Genomic DNA, 24,329 nt, shown 5'->3' on the forward strand with positions numbered 1-24,329 from the left:
AATCGATCAACTTTTGTTGATTTATGATTTCCAACTCAGCCACACTTGGAATGCCCGCAACTGCGGCAGGTCATGCAACCTTCGATCATCACCATATCGAATTGACCACAGGACGGACAGGCTTTGCCGCGTGGCGCATCCATATTGACCACCTGCGCCTGAGGGTCGGATTTCAGCCCCATGCCTTCCCCTTCAAGAAAGCCGATATTGATCAGGTGCTGCTCGATCACGCCACCAATCGCGGCCAGGATCGACGGGATGTATTTGCCCTGAACCCAGGCTCCGCCGCGCGGGTCAAACACAGCCTTCAACTCTTCGACCACAAAGGACACATCCCCGCCCCGCCGGAACACGGCCGAGATCATCCGGGTTAGCGCCAGCGTCCAAGCGTAGTGTTCCATGTTCTTCGAGTTGATGAACACCTCGAACGGGCGACGCCGGCCGCCGATGACAATGTCATTGATGGTCAGATAGATCGCGTGCTCGCTATCGGGCCACTTCAGTTTATAGGTCGACCCCTCCAACGCCTGCGGACGATCCAAAGGCTCGGACATGTACACGACTTCGCCTCCATCGACCTCATGCGGCGCAGCGGCGCTTTCGCCCGGCGCAGTGTCGGCACTTTCCGAAACGGTCAGCACCGACCCGGTCACGTCATTCGGTCGATAGGTAGTGCAGCCTTTGCACCCCTGATCCCACGCCTGCATGTAAACATCCTTGAATGCGTCAAAGCTGATGTCCTCAGGGCAGTTGATCGTCTTGGAAATCGAACTGTCGATCCATTTCTGCGCCGCGGCCTGCATCTTGACGTGATCGGACGGTGGTAGCGTCTGCGCATTGACGAAATAGTCGGGCAATTCCGCGTCCCCGAACTTGTCACGCCACATCTGCACGGCATAGTCCACCACCTCTTCCTCGGTGCGCGAGCCGTCTTTCTGCAGAACTTTGCGCGTATAGGCATAAGCAAAGACCGGCTCGATTCCCGATGACACGTTCCCAGCGTAAAGGGAAATCGTCCCTGTGGGCGCAATCGAGGTCAGCAATGCATTGCGGATGCCATGTTCACGGATCGCATCGCGCACATCCTCGTCCATTTGCTGCATTGTGCCGCTGGCCAGGAATTTCTCGGCATCGAACAAGGGGAACGCCCCTTTTTCCTTCGCCAAGTCGACCGACGCCAGATACGCGGCGCGGGCGATCGCGTGCAGCCAGCGCTCGGTCTGACGCGCCGCCTCGTCCGAGCCATAACGCAGGCCCTTCATCAACAATGCATCGGCCAGACCTGTCACACCCAGCCCGATACGGCGTTTGGCTTGCGCTTCTGCCGCCTGCTCCGGCAGCGGGAATTTCGACGCGTCGACCACATTGTCCATCATGCGTACGGCGGTGGCGACCAGATCCTGCAATGCGGCCTCATCCAGGTGTGCTGCATCCTCGAAAGGTTCAGCTACCAATCGCGCAAGGTTGATCGAGCCCAGCAGACACGCGCCATATGGCGGCAGGGGCTGTTCACCACATGGGTTGGTGGCGGCGATGGTTTCCACATAGCTCAGGTTGTTGGCCTGGTTGATGCGGTCGATGAAGATCACGCCCGGCTCGGCATAGTCATAGGTGGCCTGCATGATTTTGTTCCACAGATCGCGCGCCTGAACGGTGTGATAGACCTTGTCGCCAAAGACCAGATCCCACGGGCCGTCGGCTTTGACGGCTTCCATGAAGGGGTCGGTCACCAGCACCGACATATTAAACATGCGCAGGCGGGCCGGGTCGGATTTGGCTGTGATGAACTGTTCGATATCCGGGTGATCGCAGCGCATGGTTGCCATCATCGCCCCACGACGCGAGCCTGCGGACATGATGGTGCGGCACATCGCGTCCCACACATCCATGAACGACAACGGCCCCGAGGCATCGGCGGCAACCCCATGCACATCAGCCCCACGTGGGCGGATGGTCGAGAAATCATAGCCGATCCCCCCACCCTGCTGCATGGTCAACGCAGCCTCTTTCAGCATGTCAAATATACCGCCCATGCTGTCGGGAACGGTTCCCATGACAAAACAGTTGAACAGGGTCACCTGCCGTGCAGTACCTGCGCCCGCAGTGATACGACCTGCGGGCAGGTACTTGAAATCTTCCAGCGCTTCAAAGAACTTATCTTCCCAATGTCCCTGATCTTTTTCCACTCGTGCCAAATCGCGGGCAATGCGCCGCCAGCTGTCTTCGACTGTCTGGTCGATCGGTGTGCCATCCGCCTGTTTGAAGCGGTATTTCATGTCCCAGATCTGCTCGGCGATGGGGGCGGCAAAGCGGCTCATTGGTGATTCCCTGTACTGAAAGAGGTATCCAGACTATCCTAAATCACACGTCCACCACAACACCTTGATGACGCCGGTCATCAGGCTACAATATAAAGGTGGGCCTTGGGACGACTCTGTGGGAAAGCTGTGGATAAGTACGTAAACCTGATAAAACTCTCGGTCGGATCGGAAAGTGTAGACACGCTGATCGCGTGGCAGGACAGCCGTAAACCGCTGTACGAGGATGGTTGCCCGCGCCATGTCACCCGCATGTGGCCCAAGCGCGAGGCCGAGATTTTGAACGGCGGGTCAATTTATTGGGTGATCAAGGGTGTAATCCAATGCCGTCAGCGCATCCTGCGGCTGGATGAGGTGCGCGGTGAGGACGGTATCCGCCGTTGCGCCATCGTGCTTGATCCAGAGGTGCACCGTACGCAAACCGCTCTGAAGCGCCCGTTTCAGGGCTGGCGCTACCTGAAACCCGAAGACACCCCAGCCGACCTGCCACAAGGGCGCGAGCAGGACGACGCCCTGCCCGATGATCTGAACCGCGCGCTGGCCGAAATCGGAGTGCTTTGATCAGGTCAGGTGATCCAGTAACTTGGATAGAACCGCTTTGTCATCGGCTGAATAGTTGGGCACCCTGCTGCGCCACAGCGTCGCCTGCGACCGTAAGATCACTCCGTCCGACAGAATCTTCAGGTGATTTGCCCGCAGGGTTTCACCGGTCGAAGTGATATCCGCAATCGCCTCGGCCGTTTCGTTCATCACCGTGCCCTCGGTCGCACCCTGACTGTCGACCAGGGTGTAATCGGCGACGCCCGCATCGGTCAGAAACTCGCGCACCAGCCGGTGGTACTTTGTGGCAATCCTCAAGCGGTGACCGTGGGTCTTGCGAAAGGCCGCCGCAGCGGCGTCCAGATCATCCAGCGTGTCGACATCCACCCAGCAGGCCGGTGTCGCAATGATCAGGTCAGCCTTACCGAAGCCCAGCTGTGACACCTCTTCCACCTGCTGTTCCCAGCGCGGCAGCTTTTCCTGCACCAGATCAATACCGGTCACGCCCAGATGAATGCGCCCAGCCGCCAGTTCGCGCGGAATTTCCCCTGCAGACAGCAGAATCAGCGATACGCCCTCAATCCCTTCGACCTTGCCGGCATATTCCCGGTCCGAACCACTGCGCGACAGGGTAATGCCGCGCTTTTCAAACCACGAGAAGGTTTTCTCCATCAACCGGCCCTTCGAGGGCACGCCCAGTTTCAGGCTCATTGCGCGCCCTCCTCGATTTCCAGGATCAGGTCAGGGCGCAGCACGCCACCCACAGCAGGGATTTCAGCACCATTGCCCAATTGCCGGGTCAGCGCATCATACCGCCCGCCCGTGGCAACCGGAGGCAGGTCCGGGCGTCCCTCAGCATAGAAGCCAAAGACGAACCCGTCGTAATATTCCATGGAAGTACGGCCATAGGCAGCTTCGAAGTCTAGCCTCTCGACATCGACACCACGCGCCTGCAATGCGGCCACGCGTGTCTCAAGACGGTCCAGCGCCGGGGTAATCTGCGGCAGGTCTACCGCCACATCGCGCAGTTGCTCTAACGCAAAAGGCATGGTTTCGCGCACGTTGAGCAAAGTTTCCAACCCGCCTAGTTCGCTGTCGGAAATCGGCGGGATGTCGCGGTCTTCGCGCAAGGCTTCGATCCGCGCCTCAATCTCGCTTGCGCGGCGTTTGCCGATCATCGGCACATCAATGGCCAGCGGGTCCTGGGAATCCAGCAAGGCATCACGGCCTTCTGGCACCGGCTTGCGCCCTGCAAACCGATCCAGCAGATTGCGGAAACGACGCGGATGCCACAGGTGCCGCATCAGGGCGGCCTTGCGGCGATCCGTGGTGCGCAGGCCCTGAACCGCAGCCATCAGGATACCAATATCGCCGGTCGCCGCACGCAACGGCAGCCCGCGCAGCTGAAGGGCGAACAGCGAAAAAACCTCGGCATCTGCGCCCGAGGGATCATCGCGGTCAAAGACCTCGTACCCCACCTGAATGTATTCGTTTGACCGATCCGGGTCGTGCTCCTGACGGCGGAACACCTCACCGGAATAAGTATAGCGCGCGGGTTCAGCCCCATCGCTCATGTGCATCTGCACGACTGGCAGCGTGAAATCTGGGCGCAGCATCTGTTCGCCGCGCAGCGCATCCGAGGTCACATAGGCGCGGGCACGGATATCTTCGCCATAGAGGTCCAGCAGCGTTTCGGCTGGTTGCAACAGGGGCGGGTCGACGACCTGTGCACCAGCGGCCTCGAACCGGACCCGCATCATCGCGGCGCGGGCTTGTATCTGGGAACGGTTGGCCATGGATCAGTCCTGACTGTCCAGAATTTCGCGCACCTTGGCGACCAGATCGCCACGCGGCACTTCGAACTGGCTTGGGCGTTCTTTCCATTCCTCCAGCGTGGCGCTTTCGGCGATCTTCGCACCCAGGATCAGGTCTTTGATCTGTACGATGCCATTGGCCTTTTCATCGCCGCCTTCAATCACCGCGATCGGAGAGTTCCTCTTATCCGCATATTTCAGCTGATTGCCAAAGTTCTTGGGATTGCCCAGATAGACCTCGGCCCGGATGCCAGCATTGCGCAGCTCGGCCACCATGGTCTGATAGTCGGCCATCCGATCCCGGTCCATGACAGTCACAACGACGGGGCCTGTCGCCTGCGCAGCGATCCGACCCTTTTCGCGCAACGCGGCCAGCAAACGGTCGACGCCGATGGAAATACCGGTCGCAGGCACTTCCTGCCCGGTAAATCGCTTGACCAGATCGTCATAGCGACCACCACCAGAGACCGACCCAAACTGCCGCTTGCGGCCTTTCTCGTCGAAAATCTCAAAGGTCAGTTCGGCCTCATACACCGGCCCGGTATAGTAACCGAGGCCACGCACGACTGAAGGGTCAATCTCGATCCGATCCGCACCGTAGCCGCCCGCATCCAGCAACGCGCCGATCTGTTCCAGTTCGGCAATACCATCGGCACCGATCTTGCTGTCACCGACAGCAGCACGCAGGTTGGCCAATGTCCCAGCGGTGTCTGCGGCTTTCGAAGTCAGGAAAGCAATCACTGGTTCGGCCTGATCGTCGCTGAGGCCCACGCCGTCGATAAACGCCCCCGAGGCATCCAGACGGCCTTTGGTCAGCAACTCGCGCACGCCCTGCTCACCCACCTTGTCGAACTTGTCGATGGTGCGCAGGACATTGTCGCGGGCAGCAGCGTCTTCGCCCAGTCCCATCGCCTCAAGCACGCCGTTCAGAACTTTGCGGTTGTTGACCCGTACCAAGTAGTCGCCGCGCGGGATGCCCACGGTTTCCAGCGTGTCCGACAACATGGCGCAAATCTCGGCATCGGCCGCCATCGAGGCCGTACCCACAGTATCCGCGTCACACTGGTAAAACTGACGATAGCGTCCCGGACCCGGCTTTTCGTTGCGCCAGACCGGGCCCATCGCATAGCGGCGATAAGGTGTCGGTAGATCATTGCGGTGCTGCGCATAGACACGGGCTAGTGGCGCGGTCAGGTCATAGCGCAGGGCCATCCAGTCGCCCTTGTCATTCTCGTCCACTTCCTGCCACGCGAACACACCCTCGTTCGGGCGATCTACGTCGGGAAGGAACTTGCCCAGCGCCTCAACGGTCTCAACCGCGCTGCTCTCTAAGGCATCAAAACCATATCGATGATAGACGTCCGCAATAGCCCGCAGCATCTCGGTGCGCTGCGTGACTTCCTGGCCGAAATAGTCGCGGAACCCTTTTGGCGTTACTGCCTTGGGGCGGGGCTGTTTCTTGGGCTTGGCCATGTGGGGCGTCCTTGGGCGTTTAGTGTTCCGCGCGCGGTCTATCCCATGGTCCGCATCGGGGCAAGGCGCGCTTTCGCTGGCCTTGGGCCTCACGTGTCGCTATGACCGGCAAAGAAGGAGTCTCCCATGCAGCATTTGGAAGAGCAGATCGCCCATCTGACCCGCACGGTCGAAGAACTAAACACGGTTGTCACCCGCCAGCAATCCGAGATCGACCGCCTGACCCGCCGGGTCGAGATGCTGATGCGTCGCGAAGGCGAACGGGCGCAGGAAGGATCAGGTGGTGTTGTGTTCGGAGACGAACGTCCGCCGCATTATTGAGCGCTTTTTGTGTACCGCCTTTATCAAGAGGCTGAAATTCTATTTCTTCAGTCTCATTGGTGAAACGGGTTGCATTCACAGCAACCAAATAACCGGAGAAAATTAATGGTCAAAAAACTCGCTCTGGTTACCGGTGCCGCGCGCGGTATTGGGCTGGCCACCTCAAGACTGTTTCTCCAGGACGGGTGGCACGTGGCGATGGTCGATCGTGATGCGGAAGCATTGACCGAGGCGGCGAGCAATCTTGATGGCACGATGCCGATTGTTGCCGATGTTTCAGATCCAGATCAGGTGGACGATACAATACAGGCCGTTATGTCAAATTTTGGACGAATTGACGCCGTGGTGAACAATGCGGGTATCGCCGAATTTGGACCAATCGAGCAACACGACTTTGCGGTGTGGCGCCGCGTCATGGAAACCAATCTTGACGGTGTGTTTCTGGTTTCACAGGCTTCAATTCCAGCCCTTCGCGAAAGCCGGGGCTCTATTGTCAATATCGCCTCGATCTCGGGACTGCGGGCCAGCACCCTACGTGTTGCGTACGGCACTTCAAAAGCTGGCGTCATCCACCTGACCAAACAGCAAGCCGCAGAATTGGGAGAATACGGGATTCGAGCCAATTGCGTCTGTCCCGGCCCGGTTCGTACCAAGCTGGCGATGGCCGTTCACACACCCGAAATCATCAACGCGTATCATGACGCCATTCCGCTGAACCGTTATGGTTCGGAAGAAGAGATCGCTCAGGTGATCTTATTTCTTTGCTCGGACAAGGCCAGCTATGTAACTGGCCAAGTGATTGCGTCCGATGGCGGGTTCGAGAGCACTGGCGTCGGGCTGCCCGCACTTCGGTCACCCGACTGAATTCTCAATCCAGAAATCTGGTCAGAGATACGGAAAACCGTTGATCACAGACCCAGCGTCGTTTTCACCGCATTGTCGACCACCCCGCCCAAGAGGGCATGCTTATCCGCGGCGCAGCCTTCCGACAGTGCGGCTATGAAAGCTTCACGCAGTTGGGCCTTTTCTTCGTCCGTGGTCGCGTGATCTTCGATATTGATCTGGCGGTTGTAGAGCGATAGGGCCGTCATCTTACCAACAACCTCTACAACAAAGGCTTCATCCCCGTCCGCCTCCTCGGCAATCGAGGCGCAGGTATAGTGCATCACAGGCAATGCGTCCTGGACCATCTGTTCAGCAGTCTCATCGGCCGTCGCCAAACACGGGGCCGCTAGGATCGCGGCGCAAACAAGCATTCTGAATCTAACAAACCGCATCACAATCACTTCCAGTTATGTCCGATAATGGCCCCGGCCACGCCACCGATGGCTGCACCCTTGCCGTCGCCGATCAACGCACCCACGCCCGCTCCGATCAAAGCCCCTTCGATCGTTTGCTTTTTCTTCTTGTCATCCTTGTCATCTGCCAGCGACCCGGACGCCACCGCCAGTGACGCAGCGGCTGCCAATGCAAATGTTCTGAACCCAATAGCTGTAATTGCCATAGCTGTGCCCTCCTGTGACACACCCCGAAACGGGGCATAAGTCCAGCCTAGCGGCGCAAAAACACTGTGGCAACAAAAGGGTGGGTCAGATTTCCTCGACCATGGTGACGCCATCCAAAGATTTAATGGCCCCCTTGATCTGCGGATTGATTGGGAAATCCTGTCCCAGATCCATCTCAACATCCCCCGGCAGACCGGGATCCAGTAGACAGATGTGGATCGGCCCTTTGGCCGCGCGCTTGGCTGCACCAGCCGCGTCTTCTAGAACCTTGGCGACCGTCGGAAGCACCTCGGGGACGTCAACAAATATTCGCAACCCCGTTGCGCCTGCTTCGGCAACTACAGAATCAACCGGCCCAACAGAATTCGCAAGCAACTTGAGCTGATCGGATTCCATTTCGGCTTTGACGGTCAGCACCACTTGCGATCCGGTCTCTAGAAACTCGCGCGATTTCTCCAGTGTTTCCGAAAACAGCGTGACCTCAAACGCCCCACTTGGGTCAGACAATTGCGCAAAGGCAAAGCGGTTGCCCTTGGCCGATTTGCGTTCCTGACGCCCAGACACCACACCGGCCATCTTGGCAATGAACGGGCCCGAGCGCGCCTGTTCCGTCACCTCATCCAATGTCATGACCTTCTTGCGTTTCAGCGCGGGCATATAGTCGTCCAGCGGGTGACCGGACAGATAGAAACCGATGGCTTTGAACTCTTCGCTGAGGCGTTCTGCAGGCAGCCAGTCCGGCGTTTGCGACAAGCGGGGTTCGGGCAAGTCATCGCCTGCTTCGCCAAATAGTGAAACCTGGTTCGAGTTCTTTTGGTCGTGGATCGCCGCCGAGTACTGTACCAGCGGATCAAGGCTTTCGAACACACGGCGGCGGTTTTTATCAAGCTGGTCGAATGCTCCGGCCCGCGCCAGCATTTCAAGCGGGCGTTTGCCGACTTTTTTCAGGTCCACACGGCGGGCAAAGTCGAACAGGTTGACGAATGGCTTATCACCGCGGCCATCAACCACGAGGGTCATGGCCTCGGCGCCCACGTTCTTGAGCGCGCCCAGCGCATAGACCAACTGCCCGTCGACCACATCAAAGGTTGACAGGGATCGGTTCACGCAGGGCGGCACGTAGGGCAGCTCTAACCCCTTGCGAACCTCTTCGAAATACACGGCCAGTTTGTCGGTCAGATGGATATCGCAGTTCATGACACCCGCCATGAACTCGACCGGGTGGTTCGCCTTCAGCCAACCGGTTTGATAGCTGACCACTGCATAAGCGGCAGCGTGAGATTTGTTGAAACCATAGTTGGCGAATTTTTCCAACAGGTCGAAAACCTCAGAGGCTTTCTTGGCATCCACGCCATTCTCACCCGCGCCCTTTTCGAATTTGGGGCGTTCGGCATCCATCGCCTCTTTGATCTTCTTACCCATCGCGCGGCGCAACAGGTCCGCGCCACCAAGGCTGTACCCGGCCATCACCTGCGCGATCTGCATCACTTGTTCCTGATAGACGATGATGCCTTGGGTTTCCTCAAGGATGTGGTCGATCAGAGGATGTACGGATTCAATCTTGCGAAGCCCATTCTTGACCTCGCAGTAGGTGGGGATGTTCTCCATTGGCCCCGGGCGATAGAGCGCCACAAGCGCCACGATATCCTCAATACACGTGGGCTTCATGCGTTTCAGCGCATCCATCATCCCCGACGATTCCACCTGGAACACCGCCACCGTCTTGGCGGCTGAATAGAGCTTATACGTCGCTTCGTCATCCAGCGGGATAGCGTTGATCTGGTTTTCGGCCCCCTCGGCGGGCTCATACAGTTCCGTGCTATCGGCGGCGATGTGCAGGGGTCGCCCGGATTTGAAGATCAGATCCATCGCATTCTGGATTACGGTCAGGGTTTTCAGACCCAAGAAGTCGAACTTGACGAGACCGGCCTGTTCCACCCATTTCATATTGAATTGGGTTGCAGGCATATCCGAACGCGGATCTTGATACAGCGGCACCAGCGCGTCCAGCGGACGGTCCCCAATCACTACCCCCGCCGCGTGGGTCGAGGCGTTCCGCAACAGACCCTCGACCTGCTGGCCATAGGTAAGCAGCCGGTCCACGACCTCTTCACTGCGGGCCTCTTCACGCAGGCGGGGTTCGTCTTTCAACGCTTTTTCGATGGAGACGGGTTTGACACCCTCGACCGGGATCATCTTGGACAGACGATCCACCTGGCCATAGGGCATCTGTAACACTCGCCCGATATCGCGCACGGCGGCCTTGGACAGCAAGGCACCAAAAGTGATGATCTGCCCAACCTTATCGCGGCCGTATTTCTGCTGCACGTAGCGGATCACCTCTTCACGGCGATCCATGCAAAAGTCGATATCGAAGTCGGGCATAGAAACCCGCTCGGGGTTCAGGAACCGTTCGAACAACAGTGAATAACGTAGCGGATCAAGGTCCGTGATGGTCAGAGCATAGGCCACCAGCGAGCCCGCACCCGAACCCCGCCCCGGCCCCACCGGAATGTCTTCGTCTTTCGCCCATTGGATAAAGTCAGCAACGATCAGGAAATAGCCGGGAAACCCCATGCCTTCGATGATGTCCAGTTCGAAATCCAACCGCGCCTGATATTCCTCGGGCGTCACCGCATGCGGGATCACCGCCAGACGTTTTTGCAGACCTTCATTGGCGATGCGGCGCAATTCGGCGACCTCGTCATCGGCGAATTTCGGCAGGATCGGGTCGCGGCGATAGGCCATGAAGGCGCATCGTTTGGCGATTTCCAACGTATTCTCGATCGCCTCGGGCAAATCGGCAAACAATGTCACCATTTCCTGCTGCGACTTGAAGTAATGCTGCGCAGTCAGACGGCGGCGTCCGTCCTGCTGATCGACATACGCCCCTTCGGAAATACAGATCAGTGCATCATGGGCCTCGTACATGTCCGAGGTGGGAAAAAAGACATCATTGGTGGCGACCAGCGGCAGGTTCTTGGCATAGGCCATTTCGACATGCCCCCGCTCGGTCAGGTGTTCGGCCTCGGGCTGACCACTCTCGCCCGGATGGCGTTGCAACTCGATGTAAAGACGATCAGGGAACATGTCCGCCAACCGATCCACCAAAGCCTCAGCCGCCGGGCGTTGACCTTGCTGCAGCAACATACCCACCGGCCCGTCCGGCCCACCTGTCAGGCAGATCAGGCCGTCCGAGTGCTGTGCCAGTTCTTCCAAGGTGACCTGCGGAAGCTGTCCGCCCTTGTCCACGTAAAGACAGGAACTCAGCTTCATCAGGTTCTCATAGCCTACCTCGGACTGCGCCAGCAGCACCAGCGGAGCCGGGTTTTTCGGCTTTTCACCCGGCTGTGCCTGCACATAGGTCAGATCAACCTGGCACCCCATAATCGGTTGTACCCCTGCCCCGCTTGCGGTGACCGAAAACTCCAAAGCCGAGAACATGCTGTTGGTGTCGGTCACGGCGACGGCTGGCATCTCCATTTTTTCGCATAATGCGGGCAGTTTTTTCAGCCGTACGGCGCCTTCCAGCAGGGAATATTCGGTGTGAACGCGGAGGTGAATGAATCGTGTGGTGCTGCTCATACCGCCTACGCTATCCCAGCCAGCGGCGCGGCAAAAGCGGGAACCGATGCTTTTGAAAGCTTAAAAAATCAAAACCGATTGTTCGGTTTTTACAGAAGGTGCTTCGGGCAGAAATTCGTTGGATTGACAGAAAACACTTTAATTTCAGATGCCTGAATATTACAGAAACCCGGTGTTTTTTCGCAAAACGGTCCTAATGGTACATCATATAGGCAGTTTTTCTTGCCAGATAACCTGCCCTGTTTCTAACATCTAATGGCAAGCTTTCCGCCCGCCACTCTTTCTACGTCGCATCGAAGGAGGGCCACAGGGGCGCAACCGGGTAAGGCGACGGGTTTCTCGAATGGATATCACGTTTCTTCTGAACGGAGAGACAGTGGAACTGGCGGATGTCAATCCGACAGCAACCCTGCTGGATTGGCTACGCGAGGATCGGGGCCTGACCGGCACCAAGGAAGGCTGCAACGAAGGTGATTGCGGGGCTTGCACCGTCATGGTCACGGATGAAAGCGGCGCCAAGGCGCTGAATTCCTGCATCCTGTTTTTACCGCAACTGCACGGCAAAGCGGTTCGAACCGTCGAAGGTGCAAGCGGCCCAAATGGCGAAGCCCATCCGGTGCAGCAGGCCATGGTTGATCTGCATGGATCGCAATGCGGCTTTTGCACCCCCGGTTTCGTGATGTCGATGGTGGCCAGCCATTCGAGCGGCGCAAAGGATCATGACACGCAGTTGGCAGGGAACCTTTGTCGCTGCACCGGGTACGCCCCGATCATTCGGGCAGCAAAAGCCGCCGAAGAACACCCCGTGCCCGTCTGGGTCAAGGACAAACCTGTTTCTACACCTGCCACGATGCCCATGCTGCCGGGCTCCTCTGACGAATTGGCCGCGGTCTATGCCGAACACCCAGATGCCACTCTGGTCGCGGGCGCAACCGATGTAGGGCTGTGGGTCACCAAGCAATTGCGCGATCTTGATCCGGTGATCTTCCTGAATCGCTGTGACGATCTGAAAGACATTACAATAGCGGACGATGAAATTCGTTTTGGGGCCATGGTCGATATGAACCGCATGGGCGAGGCGCTGACCGATCTGCACCCCTCGTACGCCGAGATGATCCGCCGTTATGCCAGCGTTCAGGTGCGCCACGCGGCCACCGTCGGCGGCAACATCGCCAATGGCTCCCCAATCGGGGACAACCCGCCCGCGCTGATTGCCCTGAACGCCACCCTGCATCTGCGCAAGGGCAACGACCGCCGTTCGATACCGCTGGAGGAGTTCTTCATCGACTACGGCAAGCAGGACCGCAGCCCCAGCGAGTTTGTTGAGGCCGTCAGCTTCCCCCGTCAGGCGGATCGCCTGAAGGCTTATAAGATCAGCAAACGGTTCGATCAGGATATCTCGGCCGTGTGTGGCTGTTTCAACATCACCGTTTCAAATGGTGTCGTCGACCAGGCGCGCATCGCCTTTGGTGGCATGGCCGGCGTCCCAAAACGCGCCACTCAAGTCGAGGCCGCGTTGAACGGCAATCCATGGACACGTGAAACGGTGCATACTGCGATGCTGGCCTTTGACGATGACTTCACACCAATGACGGATATGCGCGCCTCGGCCACCTATCGGCTTGAGACGGCCAAGGCGCTGCTGGAAAGGTATTACCTTGAAGATCAGGGCCACGTGACCAACGTGCTGGAGGTGTCGGCATGAGCGTGACAAAACCCCTCCCCCACGACGCAGCGCCGCTTCATGTGTCCGGCACCGCCCGCTACGTAGATGACATTCCGACGCCCAAGGGAACGCTGTATCTGGCGTTCGGTATGAGCCCGATTGCCAAGGGCAAGATCACCGCGATGGAATTGTCCGCGGTCAAAGCAGCCGAAGGCGTCGAGATGGTCATGACGGCCGAAGACCTGCCTTTTGCCAACGATGTCTCGCCCTCGATCCATGATGAGCCGCTGCTGTCTGACGGCACCGTTCACTATATCGGCCAACCCGTTTTTCTGGTGGTCGCCAACAGCCATCTGGCCGCCCGCAAGGCCGCACGGCTGGGCAAGATCGACTATGACGAAGAAATCCCAATCCTGACGGTCGAAGAGGCGCTTGCTGCCAATAGCCGGTTCGAGGAAGGCCCGCGCATTTATGCCAAGGGCGACGCGGATGCGGCTATCGCGGGCGCGACCCATGTTATCGACGGGGGCTTTGAGCTCGGCGGGCAGGAACATTTCTATCTGGAAGGTCAGGCCGCCCTGGCCGTGCCGAACGAAGGTGCGGATATGCTGGTGCATTCCTCGACCCAGCACCCGACCGAGATTCAGCACAAGGTTGCTGACGCTTTGGGCGTTCCAATGCACGCCGTACGGGTCGAAACCCGCCGCATGGGCGGAGGGTTCGGCGGCAAGGAAAGCCAGGGCAACGCGCTGGCCGTGGCCTGTGCCATTGCCGCGCGTGTAACCGGCAAGGCCTGCAAGATGCGCTATGACCGCGACGATGACATGGTCATCACCGGCAAGCGCCATGCGTTCCGGATTTCGTATCGCGCAGGCTTTGATGAGCATGGCCATATTCAGGGCGTGTCCTTCCTGCAATACGCCATCTGCGGCTGGGCGCAGGACCTGTCCCTGCCGGTCGCTGACCGTGCCATGCTGCATTCGGATAATGCCTATCTGTTGCCCAATGCGCGGATTGAAAGCCACCGGCTGAAAACCAACACCCAATCCGCCACCGCCTACCGCGGATTTGGCGGCCCGCAGGGCATGATCGCGATTGAACGGGTCATGGACCACGCCGCTTATGAATTGGGTCTGGACCCGGTCGAGCTGCGCCGCCGGAACTATTACGACCCTGCCCATCCGCCAACCATGGAACCTGAACATCTGGCGAAGCGTCCGTTGGAACGCGTCGATCCGCATGAGGATCTGACAAGCCTTGGCGCTGTTGAGCAGGTTGAGACCGCTCCGCCCGTGCGCCCGGTGCCGGAAGGCGGCAATACAACGCCCTACGGCATGGAAGTCACCGATTTCGAACTGCACGGCATGACCGAAGCGCTGCTGAAATCCAGCGACTATGCCGCGCGCAAGACGGCGATCGCGGCGTGGAACGCCGAAAACAGCGTGATCAAGAAAGGCATCGCCTTCTCTCCGGTGAAATTCGGGATTTCCTTCACGCTGACCCACCTGAACCAGGCGGGTGCGCTGGTGCATGTGTATCAGGACGGTTCGGTCCACTTGAACCATGGCGGCACAGAAATGGGCCAGGGCCTGTTCCAGAAAGTCGCGCAGGTTGCGGCCTCGCGCTTTGGCATTCCGCTCGAGTTGGTAAAGATCACCGCCACAGACACGGCCAAGGTGCCGAATACCTCTGCCACGGCCGCGTCTTCGGGCAGTGACTTGAACGGCATGGCGGTGAAGGCCGCGTGCGACACGATCCGCGATCGGATGGCCGACTATCTGGCCGAACGGCATCAGGCTGATCCGTCCAGCGTTACCTTCACGGATGGCCACGTCTCGGTCGGCGAAGAACGCTATACCTTCGCTGAAGCCGCTGCATTGGCGTATCAAGGGCGCATCAGTCTGTCGGCAACCGGGTTCTACAAGACGCCTAAGATCGAATGGGACCGGATCAAGGGCCGGGGCCGCCCGTTTTACTACTTTGCTTATGGCGCTTCGATCACCGAGGTTGCCGTCGACACATTGACCGGAGAGAACCGCATTCTGCGCACCGACATCCTGCATGATGCGGGTGCGTCGCTGAACCCGGCACTGGATATCGGGCAGGTAGAAGGTGGCTATGTGCAAGGCGCAGGCTGGCTGACGACCGAAGAACTGGTCTGGGACGACAAGGGCAACCTGCGCACGCATGCACCGTCAACCTACAAAATCCCCGCCTGTTCGGACCGACCCGACATTTTCAACGTCGCACTCTGGGACGGACAGAACCGCGAAGACACGATCTATCGCTCAAAAGCGGTGGGTGAGCCGCCCTTTATGTTAGGAATTTCCGCCTGGCTGGCACTGTCCAACGCGGTGGCGGCCTGTGGAGACAGCTACCCGGCACTGGATGCGCCTGCCACGGCCGAAGAAGTCTGGCGCGGCGTCCAAAGGGTGAAGGGAGGCATCTGATGGGATTCGACCTGGAGGCTTTGAGGGAGGCGGTCAAAACCAACGGGAAAGTAACTCGGGTGGTCATCGCGGCGATCAAAGGGTCGTCCCCACGCGAAGTTGGGGCCGCTATGCTGGTTTGGAAGGATGGGCAAAGCGGTACAATCGGGGGTGGCGTACTTGAATACGAAGCAGCCCAGGCCGCACGAACCCAAATCGTATCCTCGCGACTGACGCATCATGCGCTTGGCCCAGACATGGGGCAGTGCTGCGGCGGCGCGGTCTCGTTGTTTAGCGAAGTCTTTGACGCCAACGCGGTGGACGCTCTGGACGATATGGTCATCGCAAGAACGGCAGCGGGAGGTGACATGCCCCTGTCCGTCAAACGCCTGCTGGCGGCTGCGCGCGGTCAGGGTATCGCGCCCGATCCGCAACTGATCGACGGCTGGATGGTTGAACCGGTACACAAACCGGCCCGCAATCTGTGGATATGGGGTGCAGGTCATGTCGGCCGTGCACTTGTGGATGTGCTCGCACCATTGCCCGATCTGGCAATCACATGGGTCGACACTGCACCTGAGCGTTTTCCGAACACGGTTCCAAACGGAGTAACAGTGGTTCCGGTAGCAAAACCGGCCGAGTTGGTGCGCCACGCGCCGACCAATGCCGAACATCTTGTGCTGACTTATTCACACAATCTGGACCTGGAGCTGTGCAACCGGCTGCTTTCACACGATTTCCGCTTTGCGGGGCTGATCGGCTCGGCTACGAAATGGGCGCGATTCCGGTCTCGGTTGGCAGCGCTGGGGCATATGCCCGAACGGATTAACCGGATCACCTGTCCAATCGGCGACCCCGACTTGGGCAAACACCCGCAGATGATCGCCGTTGGCGTCGCAGCAGACCTGCTGCGTCCCGCCCGGCAGAACGAATTGAAAAAGGACCTGAGCGCGTGACCACTCCACTGCTAAGCTTACAAGGTTTAACCAAGGCCTATCCCGGCGTCGTGGCCAATGATCAGGTGTCCTTTGACATCGGCGAAGGCGAAGTTCATGCCCTGCTGGGCGAAAACGGCGCGGGTAAATCCACGCTGGTGAAAATGATCTATGGGCTGGTGAAGCCCGACAGCGGCACAATGCTGCTGCGCGGTCAGGCTTTTGCGCCACCGGAACCCCGCGCCGCACGAGCCGACGGGATCGCGATGGTGTTCCAGCACTTCTCGCTGTTTGACGCGCTGAACGTGGCCGAAAATATCGCGCTGGGGATGGAGAACCCGCCGCCGATGGGCGATCTGGCCTCGCGTATCCGCGAAGTGTCGGAAACCTATGGCCTGCCGCTGGACCCGTTCCGCACCGTTGGCGATCTTTCCGCCGGCGAGCGTCAGCGGGTCGAGATCATCCGCTGCCTGTTGCAGGACCCCAAGCTGCTGATCATGGACGAGCCGACCTCGGTTCTGACCCCGCAAGAGGTTGAGATCCTGTTCGAAACACTGAACAAATTGCGGTCCGAGGGCACCTCGATCCTGTATATCTCGCACAAGCTGGAAGAAATTCGCACGCTTTGCGACCACGCCACCATTTTGCGTCTGGGCAAGAACGTAGGTGAGTGTGTGCCCTCTGAAACCTCGGCGCGGGACATGGCCGAGATGATGGTCGGCTCGACCTTGCAGACACCGGAACGCTCGGGGCGTGAATTTGGCGAGGTAGCGCTGGATGTAAGCGGGCTGTCGGTTCCGTCGCCCTCGGAATTTGGCACGGCTTTGAAGAACGTTCACATGACAGTCCGTAAGGGCGAGGTTCTGGGGGTCGGCGGTGTGGCTGGCAACGGTCAGGATGAACTGCTGGGCGTCCTGTCCGGTGAAATCCAGACAACAGCAGATGCCATCAAGTTTAACGGCCAGCCGATCGGCAAGCTGGGGCCGACGGCCCGACGCAAGCTGGGCGTGCTGACCGCGCCCGAAGAACGGCTGGGCCATGCAGCGGCCCCGGACATGAGCCTGACCGAAAACGCTTTGCTGACCGGTTCGGTGCGCGAAGGTTTGGAAAGCAACGGCTTTCTGAAGTGGTCAGAAACCAAAAGTTTCGCCGAGAAAATCATCAGCGCCTTCGACGTCCGCACGCCGGGCCCCGAAAATGCGGCGCGGTCATTATCAGGCGGCAACCTGCAGAAATTCGTGATCGGACGCGAGGTGTTGCAGAACCCTGACGTTCTGGTGGTGAACCAGCCCACCTGGGGCGTGGACGCGGCGGCTGCAGCCTCGATCCGGCAGTCCATTCTGGACCTGGCGGCCAAAGGAACCGCAGTCATCTGCATTAGCCAAGATCTAGATGAATTAATGGAAATCTCGGACAGCTTTGCCGCCCTCAACGAAGGGCGTCTGAGCGCGCCGCGCCCAACCACCGGCCTGACCGTGGATGAGATTGGCCTGATGATGGGCGGCGCACATGGCATGGAGGTGGCCCATGTCTAATCCATTACAAAAGAATGAAATCAGGGGGATGAGCGGATGATTGTGTTGGAGAAACGGCCGCAGCCGTCCAAGGCGTGGTCTTATGCCACCCCGCTGGTGGCGGTGTTGGCAACGATGGTGTTTGGCGGCATTCTGTTCGCCATTCTGGGTAAGAACCCGATCGAAGCCATCGGCACTATTTTCTGGGAACCTCTGTTCGGAGAATTCGCCTTTTATTACCGTCCGCAATTGCTGGTGAAAGGGGCACCTCTGGTGCTGATCGCCATTGGCCTATCGCTGGGTTTCCGCGCCGGTATCTGGAATATCGGGGCCGAGGGTCAATACATCATGGGTGCCATCTTTGGGGCCGGTGCGGGCTTGGCCTTCTATCCGCTAGAGGCGTTTTACGTCTTTCCGATCATGGTGATCGCTGGCGCGCTTGGCGGTTGGTTGTGGGCATCCATTCCGGCCTTTCTAAAGGTCCGCTTCGGCACCAATGAAATACTTGTTTCGCTGATGCTGGTGTACGTGGCCGAACAGATGCTGGCCTCGGTCTCGCTGGGCCTGCTGAAAAACCCTGAAGGCTTCGGCTTTCCCGGCTCGCGTAACCTGCAATCCTATGAAAGCGCACATAATGCGGAACTGATCGCGGGGTCCGGGATGCACTGGGGTGTCGTGACCGCGCTGATCGCGGTGATCTTTGCCTATGTCCTGCTGAACCGACACATGTTGGGCTTCCACATCCGGCTGACCGGAGAAGCCCCTCGCGCGGCAAAGTTTGCAGGCGTGAACCCGGCACGTCTGATCCTGTTCTGTCTGGGTCTGTCCGGTGCGCTGGCAGGGCTTGCTGGGATGTTCGAAGTGTCCGGCCCATCGGGTGTGGTCAGCATCGACTTTAACGTCGGCTATGGCTTTACCGCGATCATCGTGGCCTTTCTGGGCCGCCTGCATCCGGTGGGTATCCTGCTGGCCGGTGGCCTGATGGCGCTGACTTATATCGGCGGTGAAATCGCGCAGTCTCAGCTGGGCCTGCCCGCCGCTGCCATTCAGGTGTTCCAGGGAATGCTTCTGTTCTTCCTGCTGGCTTTCGACCTTTTGACCAACTACCGCATCCGTGCGGCCCATAGCGAGGTAGCGTTATGAATGCCTTAGTCAGCGCCATTCAAACAGATCGCCGCGCGATGATTATTCACGTAGGTCTCGGACTACTCTTTCCAATATTCATGGGATGCGTCCTGCTTTTAACCGATATGGCAACGAACAGTTTCGACACGGCTCGGGTAGTCGCCGGATTGCTGATTGTCGTCCTGTTTCACCCCATGAACAAACTCGCAGAGCGCCTAAGCGGTCCTTGGCCCGAACGGTTTGGTTTCTTAACCCGGCTTGCCCCGATGTTTGTGTGTCTTGCGGCAAGCGCTGCGTCTGTTTTCCTCTTTCTGGTCAAGGAGTGACCCATGGACCTTGGCGAAATTAATCCCGTACTTCTGATCGCGTCGCTAATGGTGGCTGCAACCCCGCTGCTGCTGGCTGCAATCGGAGAGCTGGTGGTCGAGAAAGCAGGCGTCCTGAACCTTGGCGTCGAAGGCATGATGATCGTGGGTGCAATCAGCGGCTTTGCGATCTCAGTCGAAACCGGATCGCCCTGGCTGGGGTTCATTGCGGCGGCCATCGGCGGCGCCGTACTGTCGCTGCTGTTTGTGCTGCTGACACAGTTCGCGCTGGCCAATCAAGTGGCCAGTGGTCTGGCGCTGACGCTGTTTGGCCTCGGATTCAGTGCCCTTTTGGGTCAAAGCTATGTTGGCATCAAACCGCCCAGCATGGGTGACATCCACATCCCGGTGATCAGCGATATCCCTGTGATCGGTCCGATCCTGTTCCAGCATGACCCGATCCTGTATGTCGGTATCGCCCTGACGGCCGCCGTGTGGGCCGTTCTGAAATACACCCGTGTCGGTCTGATCCTGCGCGCGGTGGGCGAAAACCACGATGCGGCGCATGCTTTGGGCTACAAGGTCATCAAGATCCGCATCATGGCGATCCTGTTCGGTGGCGCCTGCGCGGGCCTCGGCGGAGCCTATATCAGCCTGATCCGCGTCCCGCAGTGGACAGAGGGCATGACGGCCGGTGTCGGCTGGATCGCCCTGGCGCTGGTGGTCTTCGCCAGCTGGAAGCCATGGCGCGCCTTGCTGGGAGCCTATTTGTTCGGCGGAATCACGGTGTTGCAGCTTAATTTGCAGGCGGCGGGCGTTGCCATTCCAGTCGAGTATCTGGCAATGTCGCCCTATATCATCACGATCCTTGTGCTTGTGATCCTTTCGGCCGACAAGAGCAGCGCACCTGCCTCACTAGGCCGGGTCTTCCATGCCTCACACTAGGGGCCAATTAAACCAACTTGGGGAGTAACACATGAAATTCACATCACTTTTGGCAAGCGCCGCCATGGCGCTGGGTCTGGCGACAAGCGCCATGGCCGAAGACAAAACCAAAGTCGGTTTCGTCTATGTCGGCCCCGTCGGCGACGGCGGCTGGACCTATGAACACGACAAGGGCCGTCTGGCGGTCGAAGAGCATTTCGGTGACAAGGTCGAAACTGTATTCGTGGAATCAGTGCCCGAAGGCCCGGACGCTGAACGTGTGATGACTCAGATGGCGCTGGAAGGGGCTGACCTGATCTTTACCACTTCGTTCGGCTATATGGACCCGACCATTAACGTGGCTAAGAAATTCCCGAACGTGAAGTTCGAGCATGCGACTGGCTACAAGACCGCCGACAACGTCTCGGTCTATTCTGCTCGCTTTTATGAAGGTCGTGCCGTTCAGGGCCACATCGCCGGTAAAATGACCGAGTCGAACATCGTCGGCTATATTGGTTCCTACCCGATCCCCGAAGTGATCCGCGGCATCAACTCGGCCTATATTCACGCCAAGAAGGTGAACCCGGATGTCGAGTTCAAGATTGTCTGGGCTTACACTTGGTTCGATCCCGCAAAAGAAGCGGACGCCGCCACCGTTCTGATCGAACAGGGCGCCGACGTGATCCTGCAGCACACTGACTCGACCGCGCCGCAGGCGGCCGCGCAAGAGGCAGGCAACGTAATCACCTTCGGGCAGGCCTCGGACATGAGCGAATACGCCCCCAAGCCGCGCGTATCCTCGATCATCGACAACTGGGCGCCATACTACATCGCGCGCACTCAGGCTGTTATGGATGGGTCGTGGGAAACCGTGAACACCTGGGACGGCATCAAAGAAGGCATGGTTGAGATTGGCGAAATCTCGGACGCGGTTCCTGCCGAAGTGAAAGAAGAAGCGCTGGCGATGAAGGCCGCCATGGCCGCAGGTGAATACCACCCCTTCACGGGTCCGCTGAAAAAGCAGGACGGCAGCGACTGGCTGGCAGAAGGCGAAACCGCCGATGACGGTACACTGGCAGGGATGAACTTCTACGTCGAAGGGCTGGAAGGCGACATTCCGCAGTAAACCTAACAACACTCACACCGAAGGGCTGGCCATTTGGCTGGCCCTTTTTTGTTGGAGTGCGCCTTGACGAACGGGCCGGCACCAGACCTGATGGGGTCGGTGATCCATCAACGGTGGGACGAAAAACCGATGCAAACCAAGGCACAAGATCGCAGCCGCTGGTGGATACTTGGCGCGATGGGGGCCATTCTTGGCGTCATATTGCTGGATGAAACAGTCGTCAGTGTCGCGTTGCCCACCATCCGGGCCGAACTAAATCTGTCGCGGTTGGATGCGCATTGGGTGGTCAATATTTACCTTTTGGTGTTGGCCTGTTTTGCCGGCGCTGCGGGACGATTGGGCGACATTTTGGGCATCCGGGTTTTGCTGAGCGTGGGCCTTCTAATCTTTGGTCTATCCTCAGCGTTGGGAGGGTTTGCCGAGAGCGGCCTGGCGCTGCTGACGGCCCGCGCGGTTCAGGGCGTTGGTGCTGCGCTGATCTTTCCCTTGTCGATGGTGGTGCTGATCCAATCTTTCGATGAAAAGGAACGCGGTCTTGCCCTTGGTCTGTACGGCGGCATCGGAACAGTCTTTCTGTCACTGGGGCCACTGGTCGGAGGCATACTGACCGAATACTTGTCGTGGCGCTGGATTTTCTGGGTCAACCCGCCAATTGTATTGGCTGTTGCCGCGATTGCCTGGGCCTACTGGCGTGATCCACCACACCAGCCTGAGCTTAGGTTTGACTGGAAGGGTCTGTTGCTGCTGGTGCCGGGTCTGGCTGCGCTGGTGTTCGGGATCATGGAGGGGCCAGATCGGGGCTGGACCCAGCCCGAGGTGATTATGGCGCTTCTTGCAGGCTTCGTAGCGCTGGCCCTATTTGTCCGGGTCGAACAACGCATTCAAACGCCACTGATTGCAATATCACTATTTGCAAAGCCGGGTTTCGCGGCCTCGAACATGATCCTGTTCACTGCGCAGTTCGGCAAGATTGCCCTGTTTGTGTTCGGCGCGTCGTATTTTCAAACCAAACTTGGCTTTTCACCGCTGGCCGCCGGTGCCGCCCTTTTGCCAATCGCGTTTCCGCAGATCTTCGTGGCCCCATTGGCCGGTAAGGTGGCCGACAGGTTTGGCACGCGCGGCCCATCGCTGACGGGCACAGCGTTGGGGACACTGGCCATCGTGCTGGTTGCGTTGGGAATGCATCTGGAAGTCACGGCGCCGATCTTCGCTGGCTATGTTTTGTGGGGGTGTTGTGTACCGTTCCTGTTTGTCCCGCCCCGACGGACCATCATGCTTGCCGTGCCACAGGATCTGCACGGGCAGGCCAGCGGGATATCCATGACGTTTCAACTGTTGGGTGGCACTGTCGGCATGGCCTTGGGCAGTTCCGTCTATGCCCTCAGCAACTCATACACCACGGTATTTGGCTTTGTGGCAGGCTTCGCAGCCTGCGTTCTGGCCTATTCTTATGCCTCACTGACCGAGGCGAAAATACCCGGCCGCGCGACTAAGTGACGGCGCGGCCGGGGTTGGTTTAATGACCGGTCAAAACCAACGTATTCACCGGCATCAGGATCAGACGCAGGCGCAGGCCCGCAGCGTGAACAACGCCAATCGTGTCGATCACATGCAGCGTTGCAGATTTCCAGAAACCCAAATCCTCATGCTCTAGCCGTTCGTGGTTGTCGGTATATACATTGGCCAGACAGTTGCTGCCCGGCGGGATGTCATCGGCCATGCTTTTATAAAGCGGCTCCATATACACCAGGATTGATCCGGGATTGGTATTGGCCTGCACATCCCGCAGCTCATCCGAAGGGCGAATTTGGCCCGAGGGGATAACATCCTGCACCTCAACCACGACCATCGGGATCACGGTGAACGGCTTGGTCATACAACCCAGCTCTCCGATCATTCCTGGCTTGATAACCTGAGCGGACATTTGGTTGAAAGCGGCCTGAAACCGATCATGGCCCGAGTGTGACGGCACCAAGATACCTGCCGGACGCAACAGAGGGCTGACATAGTCGCCGACCTGCAGGCCAAACTGTTCAATCCGGCCAGTGACACCGGCGCTGATCACGGTTTTGTCCAGCTCGGTCAGGGCAGCGTCCAGCTGAGCGTTGGCGCTGGCCAGTTGAGCGGGGATCAACTCCTCGATCTGCTGCACGACTGCTGCGCGCTGTGACTCGGCGGCCCGCAATTGTGCCTCACGCTCGGCCACCAGGTTTTCCAGCCGGTCAATCTCGGCCAGACGCACGGCGCTGGACCCTTCGTCCCGCAGCGTGGTGTTGCGTTCAAGATCCTCAAGCGACTGATCCAACGCAGCGCGTGCCCCGGCGATGCCAGCCTCAGCCTCAGCCAGATCGGTCTGCGCCACCCTGAGCGATGCCTGAACCTGCGCTATATCGGCGTGCGCGGCCTCGACCATGGCTCTCTGTGTGAAATCCTCGATCCGGAAGATCGGCTGCCCCGCTGTCACGGGTTCATTGTTTTTCACATAGACCTCGGATACGCGACCACCCAGTTGTGGCAGGATCGTCACGGTGCGGAAATACGAGGCCGCCGTCTTGCTCGCCGGATGAAAGTAGAACAGCGTGGTGATCACGGTCAGCGCCAGAATCGCACAGGTGGTCAGACCCCAGCGCAGTTCGTACCACATGGTAAACAGGGTAATCTCATGCCCGATCCGCTTACCCTGCACGTAGCGTCGAAACAGGTAGTCGGGCAGCACCGTCACCAGCGCGCACATCAATGTCTCAAGCAT

General features: G+C 58.8%; 20 protein-coding genes. 12 read left to right on the forward strand and 8 right to left on the reverse strand.

Annotated elements, in window-relative coordinates; all coding sequences use genetic code 11:
• Positions 1 to 35: 35 nt before the first annotated feature.
• The gene (locus ACR0LY_RS07940) at positions 36 to 2,318 is read right to left on the reverse strand and encodes an adenosylcobalamin-dependent ribonucleoside-diphosphate reductase (RefSeq protein ID WP_170347802.1); all 2,283 of its coding nucleotides are present in this window, start codon (positions 2,316 to 2,318) and stop codon (positions 36 to 38) included.
• Positions 2,319 to 2,447: 129 nt separating this feature from the next.
• Between ACR0LY_RS07940 and ACR0LY_RS07945 the strand changes: the two genes are divergently transcribed.
• Entirely contained in the window at positions 2,448 to 2,879 is a 432-nt protein-coding gene (locus ACR0LY_RS07945) for a DUF1489 family protein (RefSeq protein WP_170347801.1), read from the forward strand.
• Here ACR0LY_RS07945 and hisG read toward each other — a convergent pair whose 3' ends face one another.
• Genes hisG through hisS form a run of 3 tightly spaced genes read right to left on the reverse strand, consistent with a single transcriptional unit; the run spans position 2,880 to position 6,145 of the window.
• The gene (gene hisG, locus ACR0LY_RS07950; RefSeq protein ID WP_170347800.1) at positions 2,880 to 3,569 is read right to left on the reverse strand and encodes an ATP phosphoribosyltransferase; all 690 of its coding nucleotides are present in this window, start codon (positions 3,567 to 3,569) and stop codon (positions 2,880 to 2,882) included. It lies immediately after the preceding gene.
• Positions 3,566 to 4,654 (reverse strand): ATP phosphoribosyltransferase regulatory subunit, encoded by a 1,089-nt coding sequence (locus ACR0LY_RS07955; RefSeq protein WP_170347799.1) that lies wholly within the window; start codon positions 4,652 to 4,654, stop codon positions 3,566 to 3,568. The genes hisG and ACR0LY_RS07955 overlap by 4 nt, the downstream gene beginning before the upstream one ends.
• Before the next feature lie 3 nt (positions 4,655 to 4,657).
• Entirely contained in the window at positions 4,658 to 6,145 is a 1,488-nt protein-coding gene (gene hisS / locus ACR0LY_RS07960) for a histidine--tRNA ligase (protein ID WP_170347798.1), read from the reverse strand.
• A 126-nt stretch (positions 6,146 to 6,271) separates the two neighbouring features.
• Between hisS and ACR0LY_RS07965 the strand changes: the two genes are divergently transcribed.
• A complete protein-coding gene (locus ACR0LY_RS07965) occupies positions 6,272 to 6,466 on the forward strand; it encodes a SlyX family protein (RefSeq protein ID WP_170347797.1) in 195 nt (64 codons plus the stop codon).
• A gap of 105 nt (positions 6,467 to 6,571) precedes the next feature.
• Entirely contained in the window at positions 6,572 to 7,330 is a 759-nt protein-coding gene (locus tag ACR0LY_RS07970) for an SDR family NAD(P)-dependent oxidoreductase (RefSeq protein WP_170347796.1), read from the forward strand.
• 44 nt (positions 7,331 to 7,374) lie between these two features.
• Here the strand turns inward: ACR0LY_RS07970 and ACR0LY_RS07975 are convergent, their stop codons facing one another.
• From ACR0LY_RS07975 to dnaE, 3 genes are all read right to left on the reverse strand, one after another.
• The gene (locus tag ACR0LY_RS07975; RefSeq protein ID WP_480640723.1) at positions 7,375 to 7,722 is read right to left on the reverse strand and encodes a hypothetical protein; all 348 of its coding nucleotides are present in this window, start codon (positions 7,720 to 7,722) and stop codon (positions 7,375 to 7,377) included.
• A 26-nt stretch (positions 7,723 to 7,748) separates the two neighbouring features.
• Complete coding sequence (locus ACR0LY_RS07980) at positions 7,749 to 7,970, reverse strand: YMGG-like glycine zipper-containing protein (protein WP_170347795.1); 222 nt, start codon at positions 7,968 to 7,970, stop codon at positions 7,749 to 7,751.
• 85 nt (positions 7,971 to 8,055) lie between these two features.
• The gene (gene dnaE / locus ACR0LY_RS07985) at positions 8,056 to 11,556 is read right to left on the reverse strand and encodes a DNA polymerase III subunit alpha (protein ID WP_170347794.1); all 3,501 of its coding nucleotides are present in this window, start codon (positions 11,554 to 11,556) and stop codon (positions 8,056 to 8,058) included.
• A gap of 343 nt (positions 11,557 to 11,899) precedes the next feature.
• Here dnaE and xdhA point away from each other — a divergent pair, with 343 nt between their 5' ends.
• The 9 genes from xdhA to ACR0LY_RS08030 all read left to right on the forward strand — a co-directional run bounded on the left by xdhA (position 11,900) and on the right by ACR0LY_RS08030 (position 23,077).
• On the forward strand, positions 11,900 to 13,261 hold the full coding sequence (xdhA, locus tag ACR0LY_RS07990) for a xanthine dehydrogenase small subunit (RefSeq protein WP_170347793.1): 1,362 nt from the start codon (positions 11,900 to 11,902) through the stop codon (positions 13,259 to 13,261).
• Positions 13,258 to 15,672: a xanthine dehydrogenase molybdopterin binding subunit gene (xdhB, locus tag ACR0LY_RS07995; protein WP_170347792.1), complete on the forward strand. Its 2,415-nt coding sequence runs from the start codon at positions 13,258 to 13,260 to the stop codon at positions 15,670 to 15,672. Before xdhA ends, xdhB begins: the two co-directional genes overlap by 4 nt.
• Positions 15,672 to 16,607: a xanthine dehydrogenase accessory protein XdhC gene (xdhC, locus tag ACR0LY_RS08000; protein ID WP_170347791.1), complete on the forward strand. Its 936-nt coding sequence runs from the start codon at positions 15,672 to 15,674 to the stop codon at positions 16,605 to 16,607. The genes xdhB and xdhC overlap by 1 nt, the downstream gene beginning before the upstream one ends.
• Positions 16,604 to 18,121, forward strand: coding sequence for an ABC transporter ATP-binding protein (locus ACR0LY_RS08005; protein ID WP_170347790.1), 1,518 nt, complete (start codon positions 16,604 to 16,606; stop codon positions 18,119 to 18,121). Before xdhC ends, ACR0LY_RS08005 begins: the two co-directional genes overlap by 4 nt.
• Before the next feature lie 36 nt (positions 18,122 to 18,157).
• Positions 18,158 to 19,243: an ABC transporter permease gene (locus ACR0LY_RS08010; protein ID WP_170347789.1), complete on the forward strand. Its 1,086-nt coding sequence runs from the start codon at positions 18,158 to 18,160 to the stop codon at positions 19,241 to 19,243.
• Positions 19,240 to 19,551, forward strand: a complete 312-nt coding sequence (locus ACR0LY_RS08015) for a hypothetical protein (protein WP_170347788.1) — start codon at positions 19,240 to 19,242, stop codon at positions 19,549 to 19,551. Before ACR0LY_RS08010 ends, ACR0LY_RS08015 begins: the two co-directional genes overlap by 4 nt.
• A 3-nt stretch (positions 19,552 to 19,554) precedes the next feature.
• A complete protein-coding gene (locus ACR0LY_RS08020) occupies positions 19,555 to 20,475 on the forward strand; it encodes an ABC transporter permease (RefSeq protein ID WP_170347787.1) in 921 nt (306 codons plus the stop codon).
• Between the two features lie 31 nt (positions 20,476 to 20,506).
• Positions 20,507 to 21,580 carry a BMP family ABC transporter substrate-binding protein gene (locus tag ACR0LY_RS08025; protein ID WP_170347786.1) on the forward strand — a complete coding sequence of 358 codons (1,074 nt, stop codon included), beginning with the start codon at positions 20,507 to 20,509 and terminating at the stop codon, positions 21,578 to 21,580.
• A 63-nt stretch (positions 21,581 to 21,643) separates the two neighbouring features.
• Complete coding sequence (locus ACR0LY_RS08030; RefSeq protein WP_170347785.1) at positions 21,644 to 23,077, forward strand: MFS transporter; 1,434 nt, start codon at positions 21,644 to 21,646, stop codon at positions 23,075 to 23,077.
• A 19-nt stretch (positions 23,078 to 23,096) separates the two neighbouring features.
• Here the strand turns inward: ACR0LY_RS08030 and ACR0LY_RS08035 are convergent, their stop codons facing one another.
• A complete protein-coding gene (locus ACR0LY_RS08035) occupies positions 23,097 to 24,329 on the reverse strand; it encodes an HlyD family secretion protein (protein WP_170347784.1) in 1,233 nt (410 codons plus the stop codon).

This window comes from Ruegeria sp. BC5 (assembly GCF_056539205.1).